This is a genomic window from Paenibacillus sp. N22P23, from assembly GCF_059383735.1.
Genome location: NZ_JBXENT010000001.1, coordinates 709,223 through 734,406, shown reverse-complemented (window position 1 = coordinate 734,406; position 25,184 = coordinate 709,223). Strand labels below are relative to the sequence as shown.

At 50.7% G+C, this 25,184-nt stretch carries 15 protein-coding genes; all 15 read right to left on the bottom strand.

What is annotated here, in order from left to right:
* Nucleotides 1-3: 3 nt before the first annotated feature.
* The 15 genes from AC506A_RS03645 to AC506A_RS03575 all read right to left on the bottom strand — a co-directional run bounded on the left by AC506A_RS03645 (nt 4) and on the right by AC506A_RS03575 (nt 25,060).
* Nucleotides 4-2,904, bottom strand: coding sequence for a beta-galactosidase (locus tag AC506A_RS03645; RefSeq protein ID WP_495459610.1), 2,901 nt, complete (start codon nt 2,902-2,904; stop codon nt 4-6).
* A 474-nt stretch (nt 2,905-3,378) separates the two neighbouring features.
* Nucleotides 3,379-8,013, bottom strand: coding sequence for a fibronectin type III domain-containing protein (locus AC506A_RS03640; protein WP_495459609.1), 4,635 nt, complete (start codon nt 8,011-8,013; stop codon nt 3,379-3,381).
* Between the two features lie 272 nt (nt 8,014-8,285).
* Complete coding sequence (locus tag AC506A_RS03635) at nt 8,286-10,775, bottom strand: glycoside hydrolase family 2 protein (protein WP_495459608.1); 2,490 nt, start codon at nt 10,773-10,775, stop codon at nt 8,286-8,288.
* A 98-nt stretch (nt 10,776-10,873) separates the two neighbouring features.
* Complete coding sequence (locus tag AC506A_RS03630; RefSeq protein ID WP_495459607.1) at nt 10,874-12,631, bottom strand: type 2 periplasmic-binding domain-containing protein; 1,758 nt, start codon at nt 12,629-12,631, stop codon at nt 10,874-10,876.
* Nucleotides 12,632-12,719: 88 nt separating this feature from the next.
* Nucleotides 12,720-13,598 carry a carbohydrate ABC transporter permease gene (locus AC506A_RS03625; RefSeq protein WP_495459606.1) on the bottom strand — a complete coding sequence of 293 codons (879 nt, stop codon included), beginning with the start codon at nt 13,596-13,598 and terminating at the stop codon, nt 12,720-12,722.
* A 19-nt stretch (nt 13,599-13,617) separates the two neighbouring features.
* The gene (locus tag AC506A_RS03620; RefSeq protein WP_495459605.1) at nt 13,618-14,523 is read right to left on the bottom strand and encodes an ABC transporter permease subunit; all 906 of its coding nucleotides are present in this window, start codon (nt 14,521-14,523) and stop codon (nt 13,618-13,620) included.
* Nucleotides 14,524-14,684: 161 nt separating this feature from the next.
* Nucleotides 14,685-16,385, bottom strand: a complete 1,701-nt coding sequence (locus AC506A_RS03615) for an extracellular solute-binding protein (protein ID WP_495459604.1) — start codon at nt 16,383-16,385, stop codon at nt 14,685-14,687.
* Complete coding sequence (locus AC506A_RS03610; RefSeq protein WP_495459603.1) at nt 16,369-18,252, bottom strand: cache domain-containing sensor histidine kinase; 1,884 nt, start codon at nt 18,250-18,252, stop codon at nt 16,369-16,371. Before AC506A_RS03610 ends, AC506A_RS03615 begins: the two co-directional genes overlap by 17 nt.
* Nucleotides 18,249-19,880 carry a response regulator transcription factor gene (locus AC506A_RS03605; RefSeq protein WP_495459602.1) on the bottom strand — a complete coding sequence of 544 codons (1,632 nt, stop codon included), beginning with the start codon at nt 19,878-19,880 and terminating at the stop codon, nt 18,249-18,251. Before AC506A_RS03605 ends, AC506A_RS03610 begins: the two co-directional genes overlap by 4 nt.
* 100 nt (nt 19,881-19,980) lie before the next feature.
* Nucleotides 19,981-20,433 carry a MaoC/PaaZ C-terminal domain-containing protein gene (locus tag AC506A_RS03600; protein ID WP_495459601.1) on the bottom strand — a complete coding sequence of 151 codons (453 nt, stop codon included), beginning with the start codon at nt 20,431-20,433 and terminating at the stop codon, nt 19,981-19,983.
* 23 nt (nt 20,434-20,456) lie between these two features.
* Entirely contained in the window at nt 20,457-20,780 is a 324-nt protein-coding gene (locus tag AC506A_RS03595) for an L-rhamnose mutarotase (protein ID WP_495459600.1), read from the bottom strand.
* An 18-nt stretch (nt 20,781-20,798) separates the two neighbouring features.
* Nucleotides 20,799-21,638, bottom strand: coding sequence for an amidohydrolase family protein (locus AC506A_RS03590; RefSeq protein WP_495459599.1), 840 nt, complete (start codon nt 21,636-21,638; stop codon nt 20,799-20,801).
* A 19-nt stretch (nt 21,639-21,657) separates the two neighbouring features.
* Nucleotides 21,658-22,713: a CaiB/BaiF CoA transferase family protein gene (locus AC506A_RS03585; protein WP_495459598.1), complete on the bottom strand. Its 1,056-nt coding sequence runs from the start codon at nt 22,711-22,713 to the stop codon at nt 21,658-21,660.
* The gene (locus AC506A_RS03580; protein ID WP_495459597.1) at nt 22,710-23,906 is read right to left on the bottom strand and encodes a CaiB/BaiF CoA transferase family protein; all 1,197 of its coding nucleotides are present in this window, start codon (nt 23,904-23,906) and stop codon (nt 22,710-22,712) included. Before AC506A_RS03580 ends, AC506A_RS03585 begins: the two co-directional genes overlap by 4 nt.
* Nucleotides 23,903-25,060, bottom strand: coding sequence for an ABC transporter substrate-binding protein (locus tag AC506A_RS03575; protein ID WP_495459596.1), 1,158 nt, complete (start codon nt 25,058-25,060; stop codon nt 23,903-23,905). Before AC506A_RS03575 ends, AC506A_RS03580 begins: the two co-directional genes overlap by 4 nt.
* Nucleotides 25,061-25,184 lie beyond the last annotated feature (124 nt).

The window sequence follows — 25,184 nt, the reverse complement described above, 5'->3', positions numbered from 1 at the left end:
AAATCACCCCTTATGAGCTTCTTTCTGCTCGAATTGCAGCTTTACACTGCTCCAATTGCCGGCATCGCCAATTACCAGTGAAGTGTTCTGCGGATGTAACCCGAGCTCCTCGAAGATGATCAGCTCATTCTCCGCCTTCATCCAGCTTCTCGGTAAATAATAGCGATCTTGCGTGCCGCCGTAGGCCCACATCCGTCCGACATTATGGCCATTCAAGAAAATTTGTCCTTTCTGCAGCTCCCCGATTAGAAGATAGACGGGACGATCACCATCCGGCAGCTTGAAATGAGTCTCCAGATAAGCCGGTTTCAATGCTCTGCCTTTCCTAGCAACCCTGTTTCCCACCGGAAGCAGAACCACAAGTCCTTCTTCTTCTTTGGCATGGCCGTTCATAAGCTGCGATGCCGAGAAGTCGCCGCTTTCTTCCCAAGGCTTCCACTGCCAATTGGTCAGTTCACCTGATTTCGGCGCCACATAAACAGCCAAATTCTCCTTCACTGCATCCGGCACATTCTCGGCGTAATGAATCCGGACATTGAGCTTTCCGCCGCCCGCAGCTGGCACTGGAAGCTGCCATGTAATCCATCGCTTGATTTGGGAGAACATCGTCCACGGCGAGTCCGGATAAGACAAAGGCAACACTTCTTCGCCATTCATCGTCACCCATGCCTTTACGCCATGAATCATAATGAAAGATTGCTGATCCGCCTGCAGCGCAAGATCAAATTCTATTGCTGGCAGCGGCTCTTGTTCTCTGTAGAATCGGTTATATAAGAAGTGGAATGCTTGTGCGGACATCGGCTGAGCACTCACTTCACGGAAAGTCTCGATCTGAACCCTGCGCGAGCCGACAACGACCGGTCCTTGAATACCGACTGCAATCGGCACGTCATAATTGTGACCGAGATCATCGGATAAGAAGACGAAGCGGTTCGTTCCTTTCTTCAGCGTTACGGTAATTTCCTCGAATGCCCAATCCGCCGGATGTCCGTATTCGTCTCTCATTCGCACGGATCTGCGCTCTGCATGGATGCCGCATAGTTGTCCATTCACGAACACAGTTGCCCGCGTTGGCGTATGACTGAGCAGCATCGTCTCCACTCCGTCTTTGTCCCACTCCAGCTCTGCACTGTACCAGAGGTACCCTTGAACGACACCTAAGTCCTCATGGGAATGAGGTTTATCAAGTGCTGACCAATCCGCAGATGCCCCAGCATGAATCTCCGGACAAGGCGCTATTTTCCACGAATGAAGCTCTGGAAGGGTGATCTCCAACGTCTTATGCTTAAAGGTGCGACTGACCGGAAGTCCGTTCGCATCGAGATATACGACCTCAGGCGTACCATCGCTTACCCGAATATCAAGAGAACCGTCAGCTTGCTGCTCAGCCGCATAATCTGGGCCGAAGACGATATGATCTTCGACGATCCAGCATCTTCTGGCCATTTCTTCATCAACAACGATAATGTTAACGCCATCTGCTGCCGTGTGCTGTACCTTCCGCCTCTTAACGGACAAGTCGTGTTCAATGCCATTTACACTAATAACACCTTCTGTCCCCGCCGGACCGTACAACACAATAACTTTCTTCGATTCATTGCAAGCCAGCAGGCAAAGACTGCTGTAATTGATCGTTACCTCACCTGAAGCACCAAACAACTGCAGTTCAATCGGAATAACCGCCGCGGCTACCTCGCCTAGATGAACAGTCAGCTGCTTCCCTGCCTTGGTCGTAATCGTAAGCTCCCGTTTCGCAGCAGCCGTCGACACAAACGCTAGTGAGCCTTTGTCGCTCTCACGGACAATAAGCCGCACGCCTTCTTCGCATGTCATGCCGCCGCGATCCTTAACCTCTGTGCTATCCATGATGTAATCGTTGAAATGCGAAATAAACAAATTTGGCGGACGCACCGCATAATATTTGTCCGTCAGCTTCCCGCCTTCGCCGACAGGGTAACCGGAGGCATACGAGGTGGCAATATTGTTGCCGCCCCAGAACCCGAAGTTGGTTCCGCCTTCGAACATGTAATAACAAACTTGCGTGGCGGATGAAGTATACTCATAAACCGCTCGTGCTAGATCGAGCCGGTTCGGCCAATCAGTGACTTGATTGCCCCAATAGATCGGTGCACCGCACCAGAATTCGGTCGTAATCAGCGGCGCATTCGGCTGCTTACTCTTCAGGTCATACACAGGCTCAACCTCAACATGATGGTTGTAGGTCAGAATCATGCTTTCATCGATAAATTGATCCGCGGCATCCGTGGAATCGTTGATCTTAACCGTTGTAGGGGTTGCACCATGGACATTGCAGGCCAGAATCGGAATTTCGATGCCGTGTCCATAATAGATTTCATTGATTTTATAGAGATAGCGGCGCATCGACTCATCCCAGCCGCCGGGATATTCATTCTCGTTCTGAATGGTGATGACAGGGCCGCCACGCGTAATCTGTCGCTCACTGATGATCGGAATGAGCTGATCGAACCAGCTTTCTACGGCAGCCATATAGACGGGATCGTCCTCTCGGAATCGAAGAACCGGATTCGCGCACAGCCAAGCCGGTATACCGCCGCCATCCCATTCACTGCAAATATATGGACCTGGGCGCAGCATCGCGTACATACCCAGCTCCCCGATAAGGTCGATATAAGCGGCAAGATCCTTGTCGCCAGCGAAATCCACTTGACCTTCCGTCACTTCGTGAAAATTCCATGCCACATACGTACAAATCGTATTTAATCCGGCACGCTTAGCCCGGAGCAGCACGTCTCTCCATTCGCTTCTTGGATGACGGAAATAATGGATTTCACCGCCCACAATCCAAATCCGCTCGCCATCCTTCATAAATGATTTTCCGTCATACGTCAGCTTCATCCGTACACCTCGATCTTCAATAGTCATGGAATCCCACTCTCACACTTTCGAGTATACGAGCCGGAAGCAAGACCAAATATGAAGTAATCTACGATTTTTGGACGAATTGCCTTAGGGTCCAAAGAAATGAAGGTCTTCACACTCCCAAACAACAAGATCGCCTTAACCTGCCTGCGTGGAAGGCTGGTTGGCGATCTTGTGTATACTTTGTCGCTTTCCAACTTTAACGGTTGTGACAGTGGTTATTTGGCATAGATTTACCCTTTTTATTTTCTAACGGTTACTAGCGAGCTTATTTGAACGTTTTCCACTAGAATCGACCAATTTACTGCAAATAACGTCTGTCACAACCGTTAGAGTTTACAACTGGCTCATTTTCATGAAATAGCCACGCTGACAACCGTTAAAGTTTTGCTCACGATGTATAGATAAAAAAATGGCTGTCGAGACTTTCTCGACAGCCTGCGGTTAACGCATGTGCTAACCCTTAATCACCTCTTGTTACTGTGAAATCTGAATTTTGTCGTAGGAAGCCACGCCGGAATACCACATGTTGGTGACAAATGAAAGCTGTGAAACGCTGGTTGCAGATGCCATCACAGGAACATTCGTTAACACAGCTGTACCGTTGATCGACAGATTAAACGTTCCTGCCGTCAAATTCACGACGAGACGGACATCGTACCATTGGTTCGCCGCATAAGACATCGATGTGTCGGTCCAGGCGATGCTTGAACTGACATAGCCGAACTTCCCGTTCTCCCGGAAGGCGAATTGCACGATCGGCGTTCCGCTGCCGTTCAGCAGCACCGGGCCGGCGATGAGCGCATTCGTTTGATTCGCTTTCATTCGCGTATCGATCGTGACCGTTCCCGAAGTGGATGTGAACGACTTCACGGCGCTGACATCCGCACCCCCGTAATTCGATTGCGTCAAGGTTAACGCACGATTCGTCGTGTTGGCTCCGTCAGCAACCTGCTGTACCGACGCTCCGCCGCCTGAAGTGTTGACCGTCCATCCCGCAGGCATTTGCCCAATCGTCGTGGCATCAAACCATTCCGCGAAAATGTTCGTTTTGGCATTTGCAGAACTGCTCGCTGCCGACAGATTGGTTGCGGCATCGTAAGCTTTTACCGTATACGTGTAGGTTGTATTCGCCGTCAAGCCGCTGTCCGTAAAACTGGTTCCGGAAGCGGTTCCTACTTCAACGCCACCACGGTAAACCTTGTATCCGGTCACGCCAACGTTATCGGTCGATGCCGTCCACGTCAACGATGCGGTTGCAGCTGTCACCGAAGCTGCAGCCAAACCGGTCGGAGCAGTCGGCGCTTGCGTATCCCCGGATCCGCCACCACCGGTACCGACTTGGATATTGTCGTAAGAAACTGCCCCTGTGTACCACATGTTTGACGAGAAATTAATTTGCGACAGATTGCTGGATGAAGCCATTACAGGCACATTCGTTAATACAGCTGTACCGTTGATCGTCAGGCTAAACGTTCCCGCAGGCAGATTGACCACAATATGGACATCGTACCATTGGTTCGCCGCATACGTCATCGTCGTGTCCGTCCATGCCAGGCTTGAACTGACGTAAGCGAACTTACCGTTATCTCGGAAGCCGAGCTGCACGATCGGTGTTCCGCTGCTGTTCATCAAGACTGGGCTGGCGGTGAGCGCGTTCGTCTGATTCGCCTTCATGCGCGTATCGATCGTTACCGTTCCCGTTGCCGCGGTGAACGACTTCGTCGCGCTAACATCCGCCACCCCATAGTTCGCCGACGTTTGCGTTAAAGTCAATGCGCGATTCGTCGTATTTGCTCCGTCAGCAACTTGTTGTACGGACACCGCGCCACCCGCTGTGTTGACCGTCCAGCCGGCGGGCATTTGCCCAATCGTCGTGCTTTCGAAGTTTTCCGAATAACCGCCGCTCGAACCGGCACTCGTAGTAGCGTTAACCGAGCTGCTTGCTGCCGATAGATTGGTTGCGGCATCGATTGCTTTTACCGTATACGTATAGGTCGTGCTAGCCGTCAATCCACTATCCGTAAAGCTGGTTCCGGATGGCGTCCCCACTTCCGCGCCATTACGGTAGACTCTGTATCCCGTCACAGCCACATTATCCGTCGATGCCGTCCACGTCAGCGATGCAGTTGTATCCGTTACTGAAGCAACTGCCAAGCTCGTTGGAGCGCTTGGAGCAGTTGTGTCGCTGCCTGATATTGCAGTGGTCGCGGACAGCATAATGTCGTCGACGAAAGCATAACCACCAGTCGTCGGCTTCAACCCATAAATCGTCGCACTTGTATTGGCGGCGCCGGTTGTAAAGGTAAACGTCTTATTCACCCATGCTGTCGTGGTGTTCTCTTGGTACGTGTCGCTGCCGCCGTAATTTTTGACACCAAGTCGGACCGTTTGCCCGGAAGAGCCGGCCCGCAGATAACCCGAAAGTTCATAGGTTGTATTTGGCGTCAAGCCGGTAATCGTCTGCTCGATTCCATCTGCCCCTGTACCCAGGCTGGCGGCGGTCTCATAACTAAATCTGCTCGAAACCTTGCCACCGGTGTAGTCGTAGGCAGGCTGTGCCGTCTGTGAATTTGTCTTTGTCCATCCATACAAGCTATCTACCGCCAGATGGCGCATCCGGTTCATATCCAAGCTGCCGTTAATCACCAGATTCTTGTAATCCGTATCCACAAGCTGATAGACAGGACTTGGCGGGCTGGCGAAGTTGTGACCTGCCGTCCAGTTCGTGCCGCCGAATTCATAGGCTCCGGCGTCAGGTGCAGAACCGGTAAAACCATCCGTTATCCCTCTGATCGCAAGTCCGATATCCTTGGCACCTGATCCGGACTGCAAGTGGAAATCATTCGTTGCTGTATTGACATAAAGCGGCGAACCGGAAGTCATATTGTTGCTGAACACCGCACCGATTGCGGAAGCGCCCATACCGAACTCTTGAAGCGCAATGTTGTTGGCAATGCGGTCCTTGTAAGCATCGATTCCGTAGGTCGGCTCCGAAATCCGGATACCCGAGAAGTTATGCGTCGTGTTGTTATAGACCATGACATAGTCCGAGAGATGATTGACGACAACGCCAACCCACGATAAATTCCATGTCACGTTTTTATAAACAAGGGCATTGGCCGATGATTCGTCCAAATAGATCCCACCGGTCCACCCGCCTGAACCGTTGGCATCCGCGTTTGTGCGGCTGACGCTGTCATGCCAATAATTGTGGTGAATCTCCGAGTTCCCGAGATCATTATGGGCCGTATATAACATCGCGGTATCCTTGGCAAAATAGTTACCATGATGGAAATCGTTATACTGGATGACCGTCGCGAAGAATTCGCCTCCGATAAGCGATCTTCCTGAGTTGTAGACTGTATTGTGGCTGATCAGATGGCCTCTCCCGGTAATATCAACGACGGAGTTGAAGACGATTGGTCCATATGTTCCGTCATGAATGGAGTTGTTGATCAGCTTATTGTTATCTCCTTCAATGGTGACAATAGCGCCTGATGAATACTGCAATTCGCTGTTCTTCAGCGTATTGTTCGTCCCGCACAGACACACTCCGGCCGAATACGTGATCGCTCGGTTAAACTCCGATACGTATTTGGCATTGATACCGTCGATGACATTGTTAGAACCATCTGTCGTATCAATGGCCGCTGCGAACAGCTTCACATTCTTAATGACGATATTGGATTTGCCAGACAAGTCAAACGCCAAATTTCTCGCTTTATACTCAACCGTGTGGGATGCCGGGCTATTGCTTGCCGTTGTCCGCAAGTATAGCTGACCGGCTGTTTTGTCATAGTACCATTCCCCCGGATAATCAAGCGCGGCAAGCTTGCCCATGATAAAATATTCTGCCGCTCCATAGCCCCAGTTGGATAAATCGATGACGCTGCCCGGCGGCATTTCTTTGCGGAACACAAGATATGCCGTACCTGCGCTCGTCAGCTTCACGTCTGCCGAGTACGTAAAATCCTTCGCGGTCGTCGTCGACTCATACCAAGCTGTTGTTCCTGACGTTTGCGGCTGTGTATAGCCAAACAGCGTAGTTCCGCTTGGTTTCCAGTACCCCGTAGATTCCGGCGCAAACCAGCCTTTGATGTTACTCGTGAAAGGTGCTGCCTCTCTGCCTGTCGCTTGATTCGGATCTTGACTTGTGATGGTTGCGTTAACATTGGTGAACTCCGCCTTTGCTGCAGTCGTGGAACTGCTCGATTCCACGCCTAAGCCGAAGCTTCCTTCCTTCAAATTCGAATCGGTCGCTGTGATGACAGGCGATGCTCCATTATTCAGATAGACATTAATGGTGCTGCCGGATGTCGTAACCTTCAGGTTATAGGTCGTGTTCTGAGTGATTGTTACATTGTAGGAGCCTAATACGGCCCCGCCTGCGCCAAGCAGTTTGAGTGTGTTATCATAGGTGGAAAATTTAAGGCTGTATGCATTTTGCGAGGTTTTGAGATTCAAATTACCGGGGGTATAGGTGGTTGCCAGCGCGTTGCTGAAGTTCCATTCGCCGGAATCCTCCACAAAAACAGAAGCATTATCCCAATAGCCGGCAGCCTGCGTCAGATTGGTGGAATCGACGAGCAGTCCACGGTTTGAGGTGTTGTTATAGTGATAGAGGGCCGGATCGTACAGGTTGCCGACCGCTGTATTCGGGGATCGGGCCAAATTGTTGGCAATCCCATCGACGTACACCGAATCCAAGTAATCGCCCATAGGCAGTGCAGCGCTTGCCTTGTAAATACTGCCGGAGTGAACCGACCACGAACCGGTTACGAGATTCGCGCCACTGATCGTGACATCTGCGCCGGTATCCGGCTGGAACGTGATTTCATTGCCCGGAGTACCCGAGTTAGTCGGCTTGACCGTTTCGCGATAAATGCCGGTACGGATTTTGGCTGTGTCACCTGCTGTCATGATGCTTGCCGCTTTGCTGATCGTTTTCCACGGACTTCCCGTGCTGCCTGTGCCGGTTGTGTCGTTGCCGTTCATGCCATCGACGTAGTACGTGTTGCCTGCTGCGGATACCTTCTGCGGGGCTGCCGTGACATAGCCGGTCAACAGCAATGCCGCAATCAGAAAGTACGAGATGAATCTTCTCCTCATCAATTACACCCTTCCTCACTAAAAGATTGTATCTCAAACCTCTGAAATCGAGGACTTGAAATCAGCAGCTCCACTTCACCTGAATCTACCTACCTCCCATGCCTAAGAAGCTATTCCTCGCAAAACGATCAGTTATGAAAACGCTTTCTAACCCAAGTAAAAGTATAGCGTTTCGAAGCCGATTGGTGAAATGAAGATTTCTACTGTTTTTGGACATTTGATTTGAAAAGGCGGCGGTACGCTCCATTCGCGCACTGCCGCCTCACATAAAATTATTCAACTAAATTCCCAACATAATGGACGATCGGCAGCTCCTGATCCTCCGGCCACGGAATCCGATAAGCCATCCCCGGCCATACATCGAAGAAGTTATCCGATAGCGGCTTCAATCCATCCAAATCGATACAAACGCCCCATGCAAAGACGTCGCTGCGGAACACCGCATACGCATCTTCTCTGGCCACTTCAATACGCGGTTTATCCCATTTCATCTCGACAAAACGAGGTAGAATCAGCCGATTCCGCGCCACTGTAACGCCTTGTTCATTAAGCAGCTTTGCGAAAACAGCCGTTTCGGCAATTCCCGCTTCTTCCCACTGCTCATCGCTGAATTCCATCACACAAACGGATGTATTCGGCGGTAATTCCACTTTGCGAAGCTCATCCATCACATATTCGCCGGAGAAACGGAACAGGCCTACATTCAACTCCCCGACCCACGTTTGTTCGGTCTCATTGATTCCAAACATGCGAACCGTCTGCCCCTCTTTGGCCGCCACGACAGAAATCGGCTGGAACGCCCGCTTCACCGGATAGAACGCCGGAGTCCGGTTCAAATAATAATCGACGATTGTCCAGCTGCGCGTAGCCGGCCAGCAGTCGTTGAACATCCAGAAGATCGCCGAAGCGCAGTCGAACATGCGCCTCCGGAAATTATCAATATATTCTCTTAAGCCTTCTCCTTGAATCAAGCCACCGTAATAGACGAATTGCTCGATCGACATGCCGCGCGGATCAAGTCCGGTCCAGTCGCTGATCTGCTTATCCGGTGCCGACAGCGCGAACCAAGAGTCAACCGCATTGTCATGCTGCTGCCACGCATAGGAGCACACATGGCGCCCGCTCTCAGGCAAACAAGCATAAGTGGCTGGCAAGCTTGTCGTGCCCAGAATGCCGCCTTCATTAGGGAATCGGCAGATCATTTCGCGATATTCGCGGAAATCGTTATTTTCAAAACCGACTGACCAAGGATGCTGATCGCCGCGATCGTTTGCGTTCGGATACTGATGATCCGGAGAAAACGGGCTGCTTGGCTGATAATACCTGCCGGGATCCTCCTCTTGTACGATGCGGGGGAGGATATGATGGTAGAGTGCATAGTCCGGGTAGATAATGCCTTCCTCACGATTGAAGGTATGCCACTCGTTCTCATTGTTTCCGCAATACATCACAAGGCTCGGATGATGCGCCAGACGCCGGACATTATGGATAGCCTCCCGCTTCACATTGCTCATGAACGAGGCATCTGTCACGGGATAGTCCGCACAGGCGAATACAAAGTCCTGCCAAACCATAATCCCGTGCTCATCGCACAGCTCATAGAAGTCATCCGTCTCGTAGACGCCGCCGCCCCAGACACGCAAGAAATTGAAGTTCGCTTCGAGCGCCCGACTGATTAGCCCTTCGTAGCGTGCGCGGTCCGCGCGATAGAAAATCATATCTGCCGGGATTGCGTTCGCGCCTTTCGCGAACACCGGGCGATCGTTAACCTCCAGATAGAAGTAACTGCCTCCGGAGGGATGCGGATCCTGATTGATACGCAGCTTGCGGAATCCGATCCGCTTCGTGCGCGTCCCGACGAGTTCGCCCGAAGCAAGCAGTTCCACGGCTATCTCAACGAGATGCTGCTCCCCTTGACCTGACGGCCACCACAGCTTCGGCTGTGCCACAGTGCACTTGGCTTCAAGCCGCCGCATGCCGGGTTCAATTGTATAGTCAAACGATTGGACGGCATTCGTGTCGCCGCCGATTCGGACCGTCAGCTTGCCTGAAACGGCGCTTTCCCCGCAGCCTTCTACGAATGCGCGAACAGTCACGACCGCCTCATCCATCGTTTCATTTACTTGAGATAGAATAACGACATCATCGAGCCGAACACTCGTCGCCCATTCAAGCGCAACAGGCTTATGAATGCCGACATTCACGCAGCGGGCCGACCAATCCCAGCCGAATGAACTTTGCGGCTTGCGAAGCCATATCCGCTTATGGAGCTCATGATCCTGTGAGTTCTCATAGTAGCCTTCAACGGATTTGCTGCCAGCCATATGTAATCCGCTGTCCAGCACGACGACAAGCAGATTCTCCTTGCGCAGCTTGCCGGTCACAGATACTTTGCAAGGTCGATAGAAATTAGCGTGCTCGCCGATCAACTCTTCGTTGAGATAGATTTTCGCATGGTAATCCAGTCCTTCGAAAATCAACCAAGCATGGTTGTTGATCGCTTCATCAGAAGCGGTGAAGCTTCTTCTGTAGCTCCATAAGTTCTCTTCTACCCACCTTGAGGACAACGCATTAAGTCCAATAGTTGGCTCCTCAATCAGCCCCTGCTTGATGAGCTCCAAATGGACTTCTCCCGGTACCGTCGCATCCATCCACTTTGCAGCATCCGTTTCGAATAAGTGATGCGTCTTCACCGCGCCTCGCTGTCCGTCTGCTCCGCGCAGCTTCCATGCGCCATTCAATTCCTGTCTGCCAATTCCCATGTCTGTCTCCTCTCTTACATGGCAAAAAACACAAACGCCGGACAAGTTGATTCCTCTCAACAGTCCGGCGCTGCATGTTTTAAGCCAGCATCAACCGATTATTCAAATTTAGCTTTCGCTTCGTCGAAGGCTTTAAGCTGCCATTGGTAGTACTGATCAGCGCCTGCATCGTTAAGCTTATCGATCAGCTTCTGTTGTCTTGCTTTATAATCTTCATCATTCTTCGATTTCAAGACGATTTCCGGAATGCCTTTCGTAATCAGATCATCCAACTTCGTTTGGATCCGTTTGATGTCTTCCGGCGGCGGTGCCATTGCAGCCTGCACGTCTTGCGGAATCACATCAAGCGTCTTCACTTTGCCTTCATCTGCATACTTCTTGTACGCAGCGGCTGGGTAAGCAACACCGTAGTGCTCGGAATAATCTTTGTTAAGCGAGTTAAGCTTCGTTGCATATACTTCCGGCGAGTTGAACAGGTTGACCGGGAAACCGTCGCTAAGAACGGTATTGTCAGAGAGACCTTGTTGGTTCGCCATCATGTTAATCCCTGTTTTCTTCCAAGGGTCGCCGCCTGCTGCAGCCAGTGCTACAACTTCCGGTTTCATTGTCGGTTTACCATCTACCATATCCCAGTGAACGCCTTGAACGCCGCTCTCAATCAGACGTGAGCCTTGCTCAGAGGACAAGAAGTTGATCAAATCCATAGCGCGAGCCGGATCTTTACAATTCGACGTAATCGCCCAAGCACGGTCGCCCCAGCCTGCGATTGTCGAGCCGCCGGTCCATGCGAAGCCCCAATCCAGCGGAATCGTTACGAAGCCTTTATCCGGGCCTTCTTTCAGAAGCTCGCCATTCGCGGCTTGGAACGGCCATGTTGCGATGGAGTTAAGCAATGTACCTTGGGAAGCCTTCGTTACGAGATCCTCGTATTTCGCTGTGAATGCATCCGGATCAAGAATGCCTTTTTGCTTGGATTTGTACAAGAATTCCGACGTTGCCCAGAAGCCGCTCTTCGGTACATCCGTGTAATTGTTGACAACAGGGTCGCCTGGATTTGTCAGAAGCCCCATGCCGTTTAAGCCCCATGTGCCCCAGTCATTCCAAATTGCCGTTCCGTATACCTTCTTGCCGTCCTTGGATTTCGGATGCGCGGCAACCATATCAGCCAAGATGTTAACCATATCATCGATATTTTTCACTTCCGGATAGCCAAGCTCCTTGTAATAATCCCAACGTACGTTAAAGCCGATTTGTTGGTCAAAGCCCCAGCCTGCGTTACCGATTTGTACCGGAATGACATACAGTTGGCCCGTATCATTACTCCAGAATTTCTTGCTGTACGCAATACTCTTCTCGAAGACAGGTTTCAGAATATCAGGTCCATTCGATTTCACCAGATCATCAAGCGGAATGATGTTCTTACCTTCAACCAGCTGTTTCAAGTAAGTTGTTCCAACGTTCTTCACTTGAATGATATCCGGTAAATCACCGCCTGCAAGCTGTACTTTGAACTTCTCTTCGTCGAACGTTTCAAGGTCCATCGTTACGCCCGTTTGTTTCGTTATTTCGTTGTAGACCTCGGTGTTCTCGAAGTCCTTCGTCGTGCTGTTTACTTGTACTTTCAATGTAACAGGTGCCTTGGCAGGCTCTGTCGTTTCGTTGGTCGCGGCAGCTTCGTCCGTAGTTGCGGCGGTGTTGTTCGTAGTCGCCGTTGTTGTGTTATCGCTTGCTGCCGGTGCATTCGTCGTAGCGGTATTGTTTGTATTATTCGAGTTTCCACCGCAGCCTGACAATACTACCAGCATAGCGGCCAGCATCATTGCTGCCTTGCCGCGTAATGCTTTGTTCCCCTTCATACCATGACCTCCCGAATTTAATTTCTATGATGACAGCCTCTATTGGGCTATTGCATCCTACAGCAGTTGGAGCCGAAGCCAAACCTTGTTATCCTTTAATCGCACCAAGCATAAGTCCTTTGACAAAATATCGCTGCAAGAACGGGTACACCAGCATAACCGGTAATGTGACGACCATCGTAATCGTGATGCGGATGGAGTCCGGTGATATTTTGGAAGCCAGACCACGATTCAGATCCTGCATGTTACTGCTTGCCACGATGCGCTGCGCATCGGTCAAATAGTTGTACAGAATCAGCTGCAGCGTCTGCAGATTGTCACTTGAGACAAGGAAGTAATTGTCATACCAGGTATTCCACTGCCCCACCGAAGCGAATACGGCAATGGTGGCTACAATGGGCATCGATAGCGGGAAGATGACATTCGTGAAGATTTTCAGATGACCTGCGCCGTCGATCATGGCGGACTCTTCCAGCGCTTGCGGAAGCTGTTCAATGAACGTCTTCAGCAGGACCACATAATAAGCGACAACTGCACCAGGCAGGATGTAGAGAAGGAAATTGTTTTTCAAGCCGAGCTCTTTCATCGTGATGTACCACGGAATCAGACCGGCGTTGAAATACATCGTAATGACCAGGAAACGATAAATGTATTTGCGCAGATACAGCTCGTTCTTCGTCACGGCATAAGCAAACCACGAGCAGCATGCGATGGTGAGCGCAGTTCCGATAACCGTTCGCAGCACGGAAACCCCAAACGAATGAAGCATATTATCGAGCTGGAAGATCGTCGTATAATTGACAATGGACAGCCCCCTCGGGATTAGAAACACGCCTTTGAGCGCCTGTTGCGGATCGCTGAACGAATAGATCAAGATATAATAGAACGGGTATACGCACATGAGCGTGAAGATAATTTGAACACTGTAGTTGAATACATCGAATACTGTGGTTGAATCTTTTTTCATTGGTCGTCATTACCTCCAGCTAGAATACCGAGTGGCCTCTAATTTTCTTAGACAATGCATTCATTGAGAACAACAGCAGAATGCTGATTAATGATTTGGCAATTCCAATTGCGGTACCGAAGGAAAAGTCGCCAGTCGTAATCCCGACGCGGTAGACATAGTAATCAAGTGCTTCAATTCGATCTGCTACCAATGGATTGTAGAAGACGAAGTTTTGCTCAAAACCGGATGCTCCGTTTGACAGAACGCTGGCAATGTTGAGCAGCAGCAAGACGAAGAAGGTTGGCATAATACCCGGAACGGTTATGGCCATGATGCGTTGAAACCTACCCGCTCCATCAACCTTCGCGGCATCGTACAGCTCAGGATCAATGCCTGCAATCGCGGCCAAGTAGATAATGGCGCCCCAGCCTAAGCTCTTCCAAATCGTAACGCCGGTCTGAAACCACCATGTTGCTGCAGAGTTGCCGAGCACCGTCGTCGGTTCATCGATGATGTGGAGCCTCATCAGCACTTCATTCAGCAAACCTCCGGATGAGAACATGAAGAACGCCAGTGAATACACGATGATCCAGCTTATGAAATTCGGCAGTGTCGTCAATGTCTGAACGACTTTCCGAAAGCGCTTACTGTTTAGTTCGTTAAGCATGATGGCGAAGATAACCGATAGCGGTGAAGCAAGGATGGATAACAAACTGAGTGCAAGCGTGTTGGTTAACACCCGGAGCAGATCTTCCTTCTCCTCGATCGCCCAGCGGAAGAATTTCAATCCGACAAACGGTGTCTGTGACAGCGGTATGCCGGGCTTGTAATCGTAGAAAGCGTACGCCCATCCGAATAATGGAATGTAGTTAAAGACGAACACTAGAAGGATAAACGGGATAACCATCAGAAACAATGTGACTCGACTTGCTTTCCATTTCATCTCTCTTATCACTCCATCTCTTTTTCTATCCTCAGTATAAGAAATCGCAATAAACGGAAATATGAAGTTTTCTACGATTTTTGGACTAAAATAGGCTCCCCCGCTGCAGCAACATGCTGCTTTGGAAGAGCCTCGTTTGATTTTACATCGGGAAGTATCGTTTATTCGCCTGCAAGCCGCGCCTTTGTTTCCTCATACGTACGTTTATACCATGCGAAATACGTATCTGCGCCAGCCTCTATTAATTCATCTATCAACTCTTGCTGATTGACTTTGAATGCCTCATCCGTCTTGGAACCAAGCACAATAATCGGCATTCCTTTCACAAGCAGCTCATCCAGTTTGGTCTGGATCCGCTTCATATCATCCGGCGGCGATGGCATCGCACTCAGCACATCCAGCGGCATATGGGCGAGCGTTTTCACTTTCCCTTGATCCACGAGCTTCTTATACGCCTCTGCCGGGTAAGATACGTCGTAGTACTCATCGTAATCCTTGTTCAGCGAATTCACTTTGGTCGTGAATACTTCAGGCGTATTGAACAGATTCACAATTCCTCCGTCGCTTAGCTTCGTATAGTCGGCAAGACCTTGCTGGTTAGCGATCATGCCAATCCCCGTTTTCTTCCAGCTATCTCCACCGGCTGCAGCAAGTGAAACGGTATCTGGTTTCATCGCCTGCTTCCCATCCACATAAGTCCAATGTACACCTTCAATGCCGCTGGCAATAAGCCGCGAGCCTTGCTCGGACACAAGGAAATTGATGAGATCCATCGCTCGCTCCGGATACTTGCAGTTCGCCGAGATGGCAAAAGCGCGATCGTTCCACCCCGCTATCGTCGTGCCTCCGACATTCGTGAATCCCCAGTCGAGTGGAATCGTGACGAACCCTTTATCAGGCCCTTCCTTCAGCAGGTCTGCATTCACTTGTGTAAACGGCCATGTCGCAACAGCCGAGATTAGCGTACCCTCAGAAGCTTTGGCAACGATGTCGTTATATTTGGCAGTAAACGCATCCGGATCCAGAATCCCTTTCTGCTGCGCCTTATACATGAACAACGCGGTGTCCCAAATTTCACTGTGAGCCGCATCGGTGTATGTGTTGATCAACTGCATCGCATTCGTATTGAACATGCCGTTGCCGGTAATCAGCCCCAGACTTCGAATGCCCCATGTCGACCAGTCATTCCACATACTCACGCCGTACACTTTCTTGCCATCCTTCGTCGTCCCATGCCTCTGTACCATATCTGCCAGCACATTCACCATGTCATCAATGGATTCGATCTTCGGATATCCAAGCTCCTTGTAATAATCCCAACGGACGTTAAAGCCGATCTGCTGCTCGAAGCCAAAATCACTCGTGCCGATCTGCACCGGAACCATGTACAGCTTGTTCGTGTTGTCGCTCCAGAACTTCCGGATATATTCGAAGCTTTTCTCGTAGATCGGGAGCTGCAGATCTGGCCCATTCGTCTTCAGCAGCTCATCCAGCGGAATGATGTTATTGCCTTCAATAAGCTCCTTGATGTTCTTGTTCGGCACTTGAATAATATCGGGCAAATCGCCGCCAGCCAGCTCCACCTTGAATTTCTGTTCATCATACAACTCCAGATTCATCGTGACACCGGTCTGTCTCGTGATTTCGTCATACACTTCGGTATGCTCGAAATCTTTACCCACACTGTTCAGCTGTACCTTAAGCGTAACCGGTTCTTTGCCCGGCACGACCGTATCTTTGTTATCTTCATTCTGCGCATTCTGCGATTGCTGCTGCGGCTTACCGGTACCACTGCAGCCGGACAGCAAGGCAAGTATAATCGTCATCGTGAATACGGTTCGCGTCCTAAATATCGGCTTCAAGCTGTTCGCCTCCGGTAAGGTTGGTTCGCACTTCTGGGAAAGCAGCACTCTCATAAATGGCGGGGATGGTCATGAAGACTTTTGTTTCTACCCCTTCTTTACTTTGCACTTCAATGCCATATCGATCGCCAAAATGCAGCCTGATCCGCTTGTTGACATTGTTCAGCCCGATTCCTTTCGATGCCCGATCACCGTTCAACTGGGATTGGATCTTCTGGTTGACCTCAATTACTTTATCCGCCGCCATGCCGCCGCAGGTGTCATGCACGACTACAAGCAAATCGTCGCCATGCTCGGATACCGAAATTTGAATGACCCCTTTATGCATCTCGCCATGAATGAGCGCATTTTCGATTGAGGGCTGGATCATGAAGCGAAGCGTTTGACAGTGCAGCAGCCGCTCCGGCACGTCAAATTCGAATCTCATTTCCTCGCCGTATCTGAAATTCATGATGTTGATATAGTTCTGTACGAACGCGATTTCCTCTTTAATCGACCATAATGGCGAAGGATCATAGTAGATCGGCCTAAGCATATTGCCTAAGCTGGTCATGCACTCCATTATGTTCGGCGCCTTGGCGATGGCCGCCATCCACTTCACCGTATTTAGCGTATTGTATAGGAAATGGGGATTGATTTGGGATTGGAGCGCTTCGATCTCCAACTGCCGCTTCGTTTTCTCTGTCTCCTCATTCTGGTTCATCAGCTCCAGAATCCCGGTAGACATGTTGTTGAACTGCTCAATGAGCAGCCCGATTTCTTTATTCGACGCTTGCGGCAGCGTCATGCCGATGTTCCCCCGTCCAACGTTCTTCATCCCTTTAATCAGCTGGTGCAGCGATTTCATAATGCGGTCCATCCATAGGGAGGCGAATACAACGATCAGAATGAGCGACAGCAGGAAAACGGCAGCGGTAAAGCGCCCAATCTGGCTAATATCTTTCGTGTATAGCTCGGTTGGCACTTCATTCACCAAGGTCCAGCCGGTTTCTTTCATTCGGTAATAAATGATTTGCTCATGCGTTCCGGTTCGACTGCCCGCGAAGCTGCCGAATGCCTGCTCCGGTGCAAGTTTAGCGTTTAACGGATACAGCTGATTAATCGTATCCTCGATCGTGCTCGAGATGACTTTGCCATTGCGGTCAATAATGTGCATGGAGCCGCCCGGCGTGCTCTGCAGGCTTCCATAGCCGGAATTGAAATACCGCTCATTCACATTAAAGACGAGCTCTGCACTCATCTGACTGCCGCCGATCCACCTGACGCCTCGAAGCGAAGAGATCACTCTGGCATTGGACAACCCATCCGGAATCGAGCTGCGCATGAAGTCGATCGTCTCCAATCCGCCGCTCCAGATCGATTGCGGGAAGCTGGATTTCACTTGTTCATAGAGCTGCGTGTCGTAGAACGGATAGTTTCTGCCTACTTCGGCCGTACTCTGATTTTGAGAGAGCGTTCCCCCGATAACCGTGCCATTCTCCGCGAAAATATAAACCGAATCCAAATAATTGTAAGTCGTTAAGTATTGATTGATTCGATCCATAATTTCTCGTTCCAGTGCGATGAATTCAAGATGCGACAGCTTGTCGCTCTGCAGAAAGGATTGGACTTTGGACTCCATCAGAAACGTCTTGGACAGCTTATCCACCTCGTGGAGTAAAGTAAGCGTATTCATTTCAATCTGACGAAATTGCGACAACGTGGTCTCCTGCGTTCTCGTTTGGAAGATGTCCAGCGTTTTCTTGTAGCTGTAATAAGAGCTGATGGACAGGACAAGCAGCGTAACAGCCATAAACGAGAAAATCAGCTGGGCTTTGAGCGAGATTCCGGAGAGTCGGAACTTGAACCTCGATGCTTTAGCGATCATTTGTCCTCCGCCTCCGCCACACCGGTCGTCCAGTCGTTGATCCACAGTCTGCGGAAGCCGTTCGGCCTGACGCCCGTGTGCTTCTTGAAGGCGCGACTGAAGTAGCTGTCATCGGTAAACCCCACCTGCTGTGCCACTTCATACGATCTTAGATTGGTGCCGAGCAGCAGCTCCTTCGCTTTCTCCAAACGAATGCGATTGAGATATTCGGAGAAGTTCATTTGCAGTTCTTTCTTGAACAGTACGCTCAAGTAGTTCGGCGTCAATTCCAAGTACTGCGCGATTTGCTGCAAAGAGATGTCTTCGTGGAATCGATCTTGAATGAACTTGACGGCACGAGCAATGTCTTTGCTTAGCTGCTTCTTAATGCCGCCTCTTGAGATGATTTCGGTTAGGAACTTACTATAGGCTGTAGCAGCTTCATCCAGCGTTTCGCATTTCTGCATCTCTTCCCCGTAAGTCGAGACAAGCGCCGTTACTTCCGATTCACTAAGCGAGGCGGTTACAGATGGGCAATGCAGCAGGCGAACGAACAGCTTCCTAATATCCTGTTCATGACTGAGTCGGCCGGATGTGAGGAAGGATTGCACAATTGCTTCCACATCCTTCTGCGCCGTTTCTTCGATCATCGACCATTTCTCATGAAACTGCTGCAGCTTCCTTCGCACGAGTTCCTCGGTCGCATCGGCATCCACATCACTGAGGAACAGTAATCGCTCCGTGCCATAGAAGAATTTCTGCGCGACAGCTCGCTCGCTTTCTTTGTACAATGTGTGCAGTGAAGCGTAACCGCTCTTCATTCCGCTCACGCCGAATGTTGCGGAGATGTTGAAGAACCGCCCCAGCACCTTCTGAATCTGGGTCATGATCCCGATCATTTCCTCGCGGATTTGATATTCGCTGGCGATATCCCGGAAGCTGAAGATGAAGAGATACCGTTTATCTTCATCGGATACAACCTCGCCCCGCTGCGATTGTACGAGCAGCTCATTCAAGACATTCAGGAAGGTAACGCGAATCAGCTCACCCTTCTCGTCATTGAATTTCGTCTGTACCAGCTCGAAATGATCGATTTCCATCATGGACACGATAAGACGCTCCGGGTGCAGCCGCAGCTTCAATTGATCAATATGATGAACGAACTCGTCTTTGGAGTAGAGATGATAGAAGACGAAGTTTTTAATGATATTTTCTTTCAGCAGATCCGGATTGCGGATGATTCCTTTCGATGTACCGAGCGTGATTTGTGTGCCGAGCTCCTCGCGCACACGCATCAGAACATTATGGATCTCCTCCTCCGTCATCGTTAGTTTCAAAATATAACTGGAGATTCCAAGCTGCATCGCCTGACGAATTAAATCAAAATCCTCCATGCACGACAAGATGACGATACGCGTCTGCACATCCTGCTCTCGTACCTTCTTGATAAGCTCAATCCCGCCCATGATCGGCATGCGAAGATCGGTAATGATAATATCCGGACGAACGCTGTTCGTATAATATTCCCACGCTTCTCTGCCATTGGCTGCATCTGCACATACGGTCATCCCGTAATTGTCCCATTGCACAGAGTTTTTAAACCCTAATCGTACCAGCATTTCGTCTTCAACAATCATGACGTTGAACATGCAGAAGCCTCCTAGCCCCTTCGTTGGTGCTGCAAGCTTACCATACTACCTTGCCTAGCAGATGGTCAATCGTTTCTACTTTCGCGGTAGATGTTCCTATTTACTCGGCGTGATTTTTATTTCTGCTAACTAGCAGCAAATGGTCACAGACCAGAACGGTTTCCTTATTTTGATTGATGACTTCCACATGTTCCACGACAACGCCGTATTCCGGACGTTTCGGATAGTCGCGCTTCTCGGAGATGGTGATGCTTACCGAGATCGTATCGCCTATAAATACCGGTTTGGTGAATCGCAGCTTGTCGTAACCGTAGGAGAACGCTTCCGGGTTCATTTCTCCTGCAGACAAGCCGACACCTACACTGAATACCAACGTGCCATGTGCGATTCGCTGACCGAACGGCTGCGTTTTGCACCATTCCGCGTCCATGTGATGCGGGTAGAAATCGCCGGTTTGCCCGGCATGCAGCACGATATCCGTCTCCGTAATGGTGCGTCCGAATGTGCTTCTTGCTGCTCCAATCTCATAATCTTCGTAAAATAAGCTTTTCATTGTGTTGTTCCTCCTTGGGTCTGTTAATCGAGATGAAAGACTTCCTCCATGTCCGCCCACCATTCACCTTCTTGCCTTGTCGCGAGCGGCTGTTGGCATGGCTTGCATACATCCCACCATCGCTGCGTCGTTTCATCGGCGGCGATCTGCGCCATATCTTGCTCGTAATCCTCGCCGGTATATTCGAAATAGCTGAACAGCCAGCCGTCCTTATAATAGATGGAGTAGTTCTGGATATGACTCTTCTTGATGCGCTTCAGCACATCCGGCCAAACCGCGGCATGCAGCCGTTTGTATTCCTCCAGCATCTCAGGTTTCACTTGGATTACACTGCCATATCGCTGCATTTACGCAAGCCTCCCTATTTATTTGATTTGATAAAATGTTGCTGCAGTCCCGCCAAGGATCGCATCCCGCTCCGCTTCCGAATAAGCGGCGATGGCGCGGTTCGTTTCTCTCCATACTTTGCCGTAATCACCGGCTAAGTTCGCAACAGGCCAGTCGCTGCCGAACATGAGGCGATCCGCGCCGAACTGCTCCTTGGCGTAATCGATATACGGTTTTATGTCTTCGGCTGACCAGCGTTCATGGTCCGCAGCCGTATTCAACCCGGACACCTTGGCGTAAACATTCTCGAACTGCGCTGCACGTGCGAGCTGCTCCGCCCAGTCGCCCAACGTTTTGTCTTTGATCGGCGGTTTGGCCAGATGATCAATGACGATTCTGAGATTGGGGATTTCTTTAGCCAGGCGCGGAGCATGCTTGAGATGATCCGGAAACACGGACACCAGATCGAAGGCTAAGTCATAGGAAGCCAGCACGCGCAAGCCCTCAATGACCGAATCGCGAATGATATAATCCGGATCCTTCTCCTCGTGAATGAGGTGGCGGACGCCTTTGAAATACCGATTCTGCTTGAATTGCTTTAGTTTCTTATCTGCAATTTCAGGGATGTTTAGCGGTACCCAGCCTACGACCGCAGCCACCCAGTCCTTCTCCTCCGCCACTTGCAGCATGTATTCCGTATCTTCATAGCTGTTCATCGCCTGAACAATAACGGTCTTATCGATGCCTGCTTCCTTCAGAAGCGGTTCCAGTTCAGGCGCCTCGATTGTGCGGCAAATTGTACCGAATGCAGGATCAAGCCACGGATAAGCGACTTTCTCCAAGTTCCAAAAGTGCTGGTGTGCGTCGATTTTGATCATCTTCGGGAGTCATCCTCCTTTAAATTGTAGGATTAATGAACTGTTTCCGAATTGCTGCCGTATCTTCGCCGACCTTCGGCGAGCCTTTCTCCGACCGGAATTGAATGCCGTCTATGCGGATCGGACAGCATGTCGTCCGCATCGTTGTTCCATTGCCTCTGGTGATCGATTGAACCATATTCAGCTGCTTAACATGTTCCTCTTGGAGAAGCTGCCGCCAATCCAGCACCTGTGAGACGTCATATCCGGCAGATCCTAGTGGTTCCCCATACTCTTCTTCATGTTCCCGCTGCACAGCTGCAGCATATCCGTCACCAACTGCATGAATACCGCATCGAATGGGCGGCTGTTTTTGCTTCTCATCACTACGATTCATATAAGCGGTCAATGACTCTACCTGAAGATCCAACGCCGATTCCAGCAGGCTGACCTCTACTCGCGCTCCGACTCCGGTCACTGCCCTTCGCACAAGGCAGCTTAATAGGCCTTGAACGAGATGCGCACCGGCAATCATATCCGTAACTGCCAGCCCGAGCGGCATTGGCGAACCGCTTCGGGTTCCTCCTTCATTCGTCAATCCGGACATCGATTGCACGAGCAAATCTTGACCTGGCTTACCTACCCACGGACCTTCGTTACCGTAGCCTGTAATTTCTCCATAGACGATGGCTGGATTGATCTCCTTGACTGCTTCGTAATGGAGGCCTAATCGCTCCATAACGCCTGGGCGGAAATTTTGAATGAGCACATCAGCCTGCCTTATGAGTGCATGCACTTCGGCTGCATCAACCGGATCGCGCAGATCGGCAGCGAAGCTCTCTTTATTTCGGTTGATCGAATGAAACAGTGTGCTGTCTCCGTCCAGCTCCATATTGGAAATATACAAGCTGCGGCATATATCTCCGCTGCCTGCCCGCTCCACTTTAATTACGCGTGCACCAAGATCAGCCAGCCTTAGCGCGGCGGAAGGAGCAGACAGAAACTGCCCGAAATCAAGCACGAGAAGTCCTTCTAAAGGACGCTGCTGCATAGTGCTGAAATGTATGGAATCGCTCTCGCTGCTGAACTCGCTCAACCTCCCTCGCCTCCGTTTGTCCGCTTTTCTTCTGATGCCGGTACGTCGCGCAGCTGAAATTCCTGCTCAATCGCCGCATTATGTTCCCCGACCTTCGGCGCCGCCTTGCCATCGAACAGCCGCTCCCCATTAATCCGAATCGGACAGCGCGTCGTACGGACTCGGCGGCTGCCATCTTCCCGTCCTACTTCCTGAATCATACCAAGCGCCTTAAATCCTTCATGGGCAAACAATCGCTCCCACGTCAACACATCTGCGCACCAATAATCCGCCGGCTCCAATACTTGCAGCCACTCTTCCGTGCTGCGCGTTTGGATATGATCCACAAGAATTCGTTTAATCTCATCTCGCTGCGTAAACCATGACTTCGGGTTTTGAAAGGCCGCCAATGGCTCGCATGCCAGCAATTCGCCGAGCCTCACAACCGAGCCCATCGCAAGCGCCAAATAGCCGTTCTTCGTTTCATAAATGCCATAAGGCGCTCCCAAGTAGGCATGTGCATTGTTCACCGCACTTCGCTGCGGCAGTTCACCGCCATCGTTCAAGTGTGTCGTCAGCACCTCAAACTGGAGATCCAGCGCAGATTCCAGAAGGCTGATTTCCACGCGCGCCCCTTGCCCGGTTCGTCCTCTACGCACTAGACAGGCTAGAATCCCTTGCACCAAGTGAGCACCTGCGAACATATCTGCAATCGCTAGCCCAAACGGTACGGGCGGCTGATCCGCATTGCCATTCAGCCATGCAAGTCCTGATAAAGATTGAATCAACAGGTCTTGCCCAGGCTTATCCCGCCACGGACCTTCCTGCCCATAACCGGTCACAGAGGCATATACGATGCCGCTGTTCAGCTCCTTGACCGCATCATAGCCAAGTCCAAGCTTCTCCATGGTCCCCGGCCGAAAATTCTCAATGAGCACATCCGCTTGCGCGATCAATGCCCTTACACTTGCTGCATCTTCGCTGTCCTTCAAATTCGCCGCATAGCTCTCTTTTCCCCGATTAATCGTGTGAAAAAGCATGCTGTCGCCGTCCACCATCTGATTCTTGATCGACAGCTGCCTATTTAATTCTCCAGTCCCCGGCCTTTCGATCTTGATGACCCGCGCACCCAAATCACCGAGCCGCAGCGCAGCCGACGGACCTGCCAGAAACTGACTGAAATCCAAAACCAACAGTCCCTCTAATGGTTTCACTTCGCCGCCTCCAATCTGGATAACCGGTAAAGCTCATCGAGGCGATGGAGTACTTCCTGCGGCCGCCCGCCTGATATGATATAATCTCGTACCACGTCGCCCGCATGATCTTGGAATTCCAAATACCCGCTGTATCGCGGCCTCAAGTAGGCGCGGTCAAGTGCCGGCAATGTAGCCTGAAAATATCCGTTCGTGCGCCGATTCAGCTCCTCGTCGACCCAAGCCGAGCGGTGTCCGGGCTGCCCTCCGTTCTCCGCGAATACGGTTCGCTGGATCTTCGGGCTAGCCATGAAGGCAGCATACTCTACCGCAAGATCTATATTAGCGCATCGTGCCGAGACGCCAATTCCCGTTCCGCCAAGCGTTGACCGTAGAGGCCCATGAGAACCGAGCGACACCATGTCGGCAAAATGTAGCAAGTTCTGAGCATACCCTTCCCGAGCGTAATTCGAGTAACCATATGCGAACGGGCAATAAGCAATGCTATCCCCGGAAGACATGGCCTCATATACCCGAATCGGATTCCAATTCAACATCTCTTCTGTGCACAAGACCGTTAGCTCACGAAGCAGCTCCAGCGCTCGGACGCCGATTTCCTCGCTCACTACATGTTCTCCGTTATTGCTGCAAGGCTCCTCACCCTGCGTGACGCAGAGCATATAGAAATTCATCAACGTATCTACCGGTATTCCTGCAAAAGCTACTCGGCCCTTCTTCGCTAATGCAAGCAGCTCATCCCATGTCTTCGGCACCTCTTCAGACGCCGCCGCAAGCAAATCCTGCCGATACGAAGCAACCGGAGTTGCCGCATCAACAGCAAATGCGGTCTGCACCCCATCGAACAGGTAGCTTTCATGCGAGCGACCGACCGTATGCAGCGCTTGATCAGCAAGATATGCTGCAGATACATGCTGCTCAAGCGGAACGAGTATTCCTTTGTCCGCCGCGAAACCCGCCCAAGGATGATCGATTATGAGCAGGTCGTATTGTTCGGCAAGCCGCTCAATTGGCGAGTCGGCGAACTCTTGCAGCGACCTTTTCTCCCATGTGATTTCCACGCCTGGATGCGTTTCCATAAAACGCTGCGCGGTGGCCACCTTAGGCACATAACCTCTGCTATGGTTCCATGTAATGCCCCTTAAAGTTGTTGTCACTTTGTCATCACCTTTCATCTGCTTCGGCTCGGTTATCGTTAGTTGGTATTCTGGTAGTACCACGATTGATAGGACAGATCATTGTCATCGATGATTGCATGTTCTTTACTCGTTTTCAGATTCA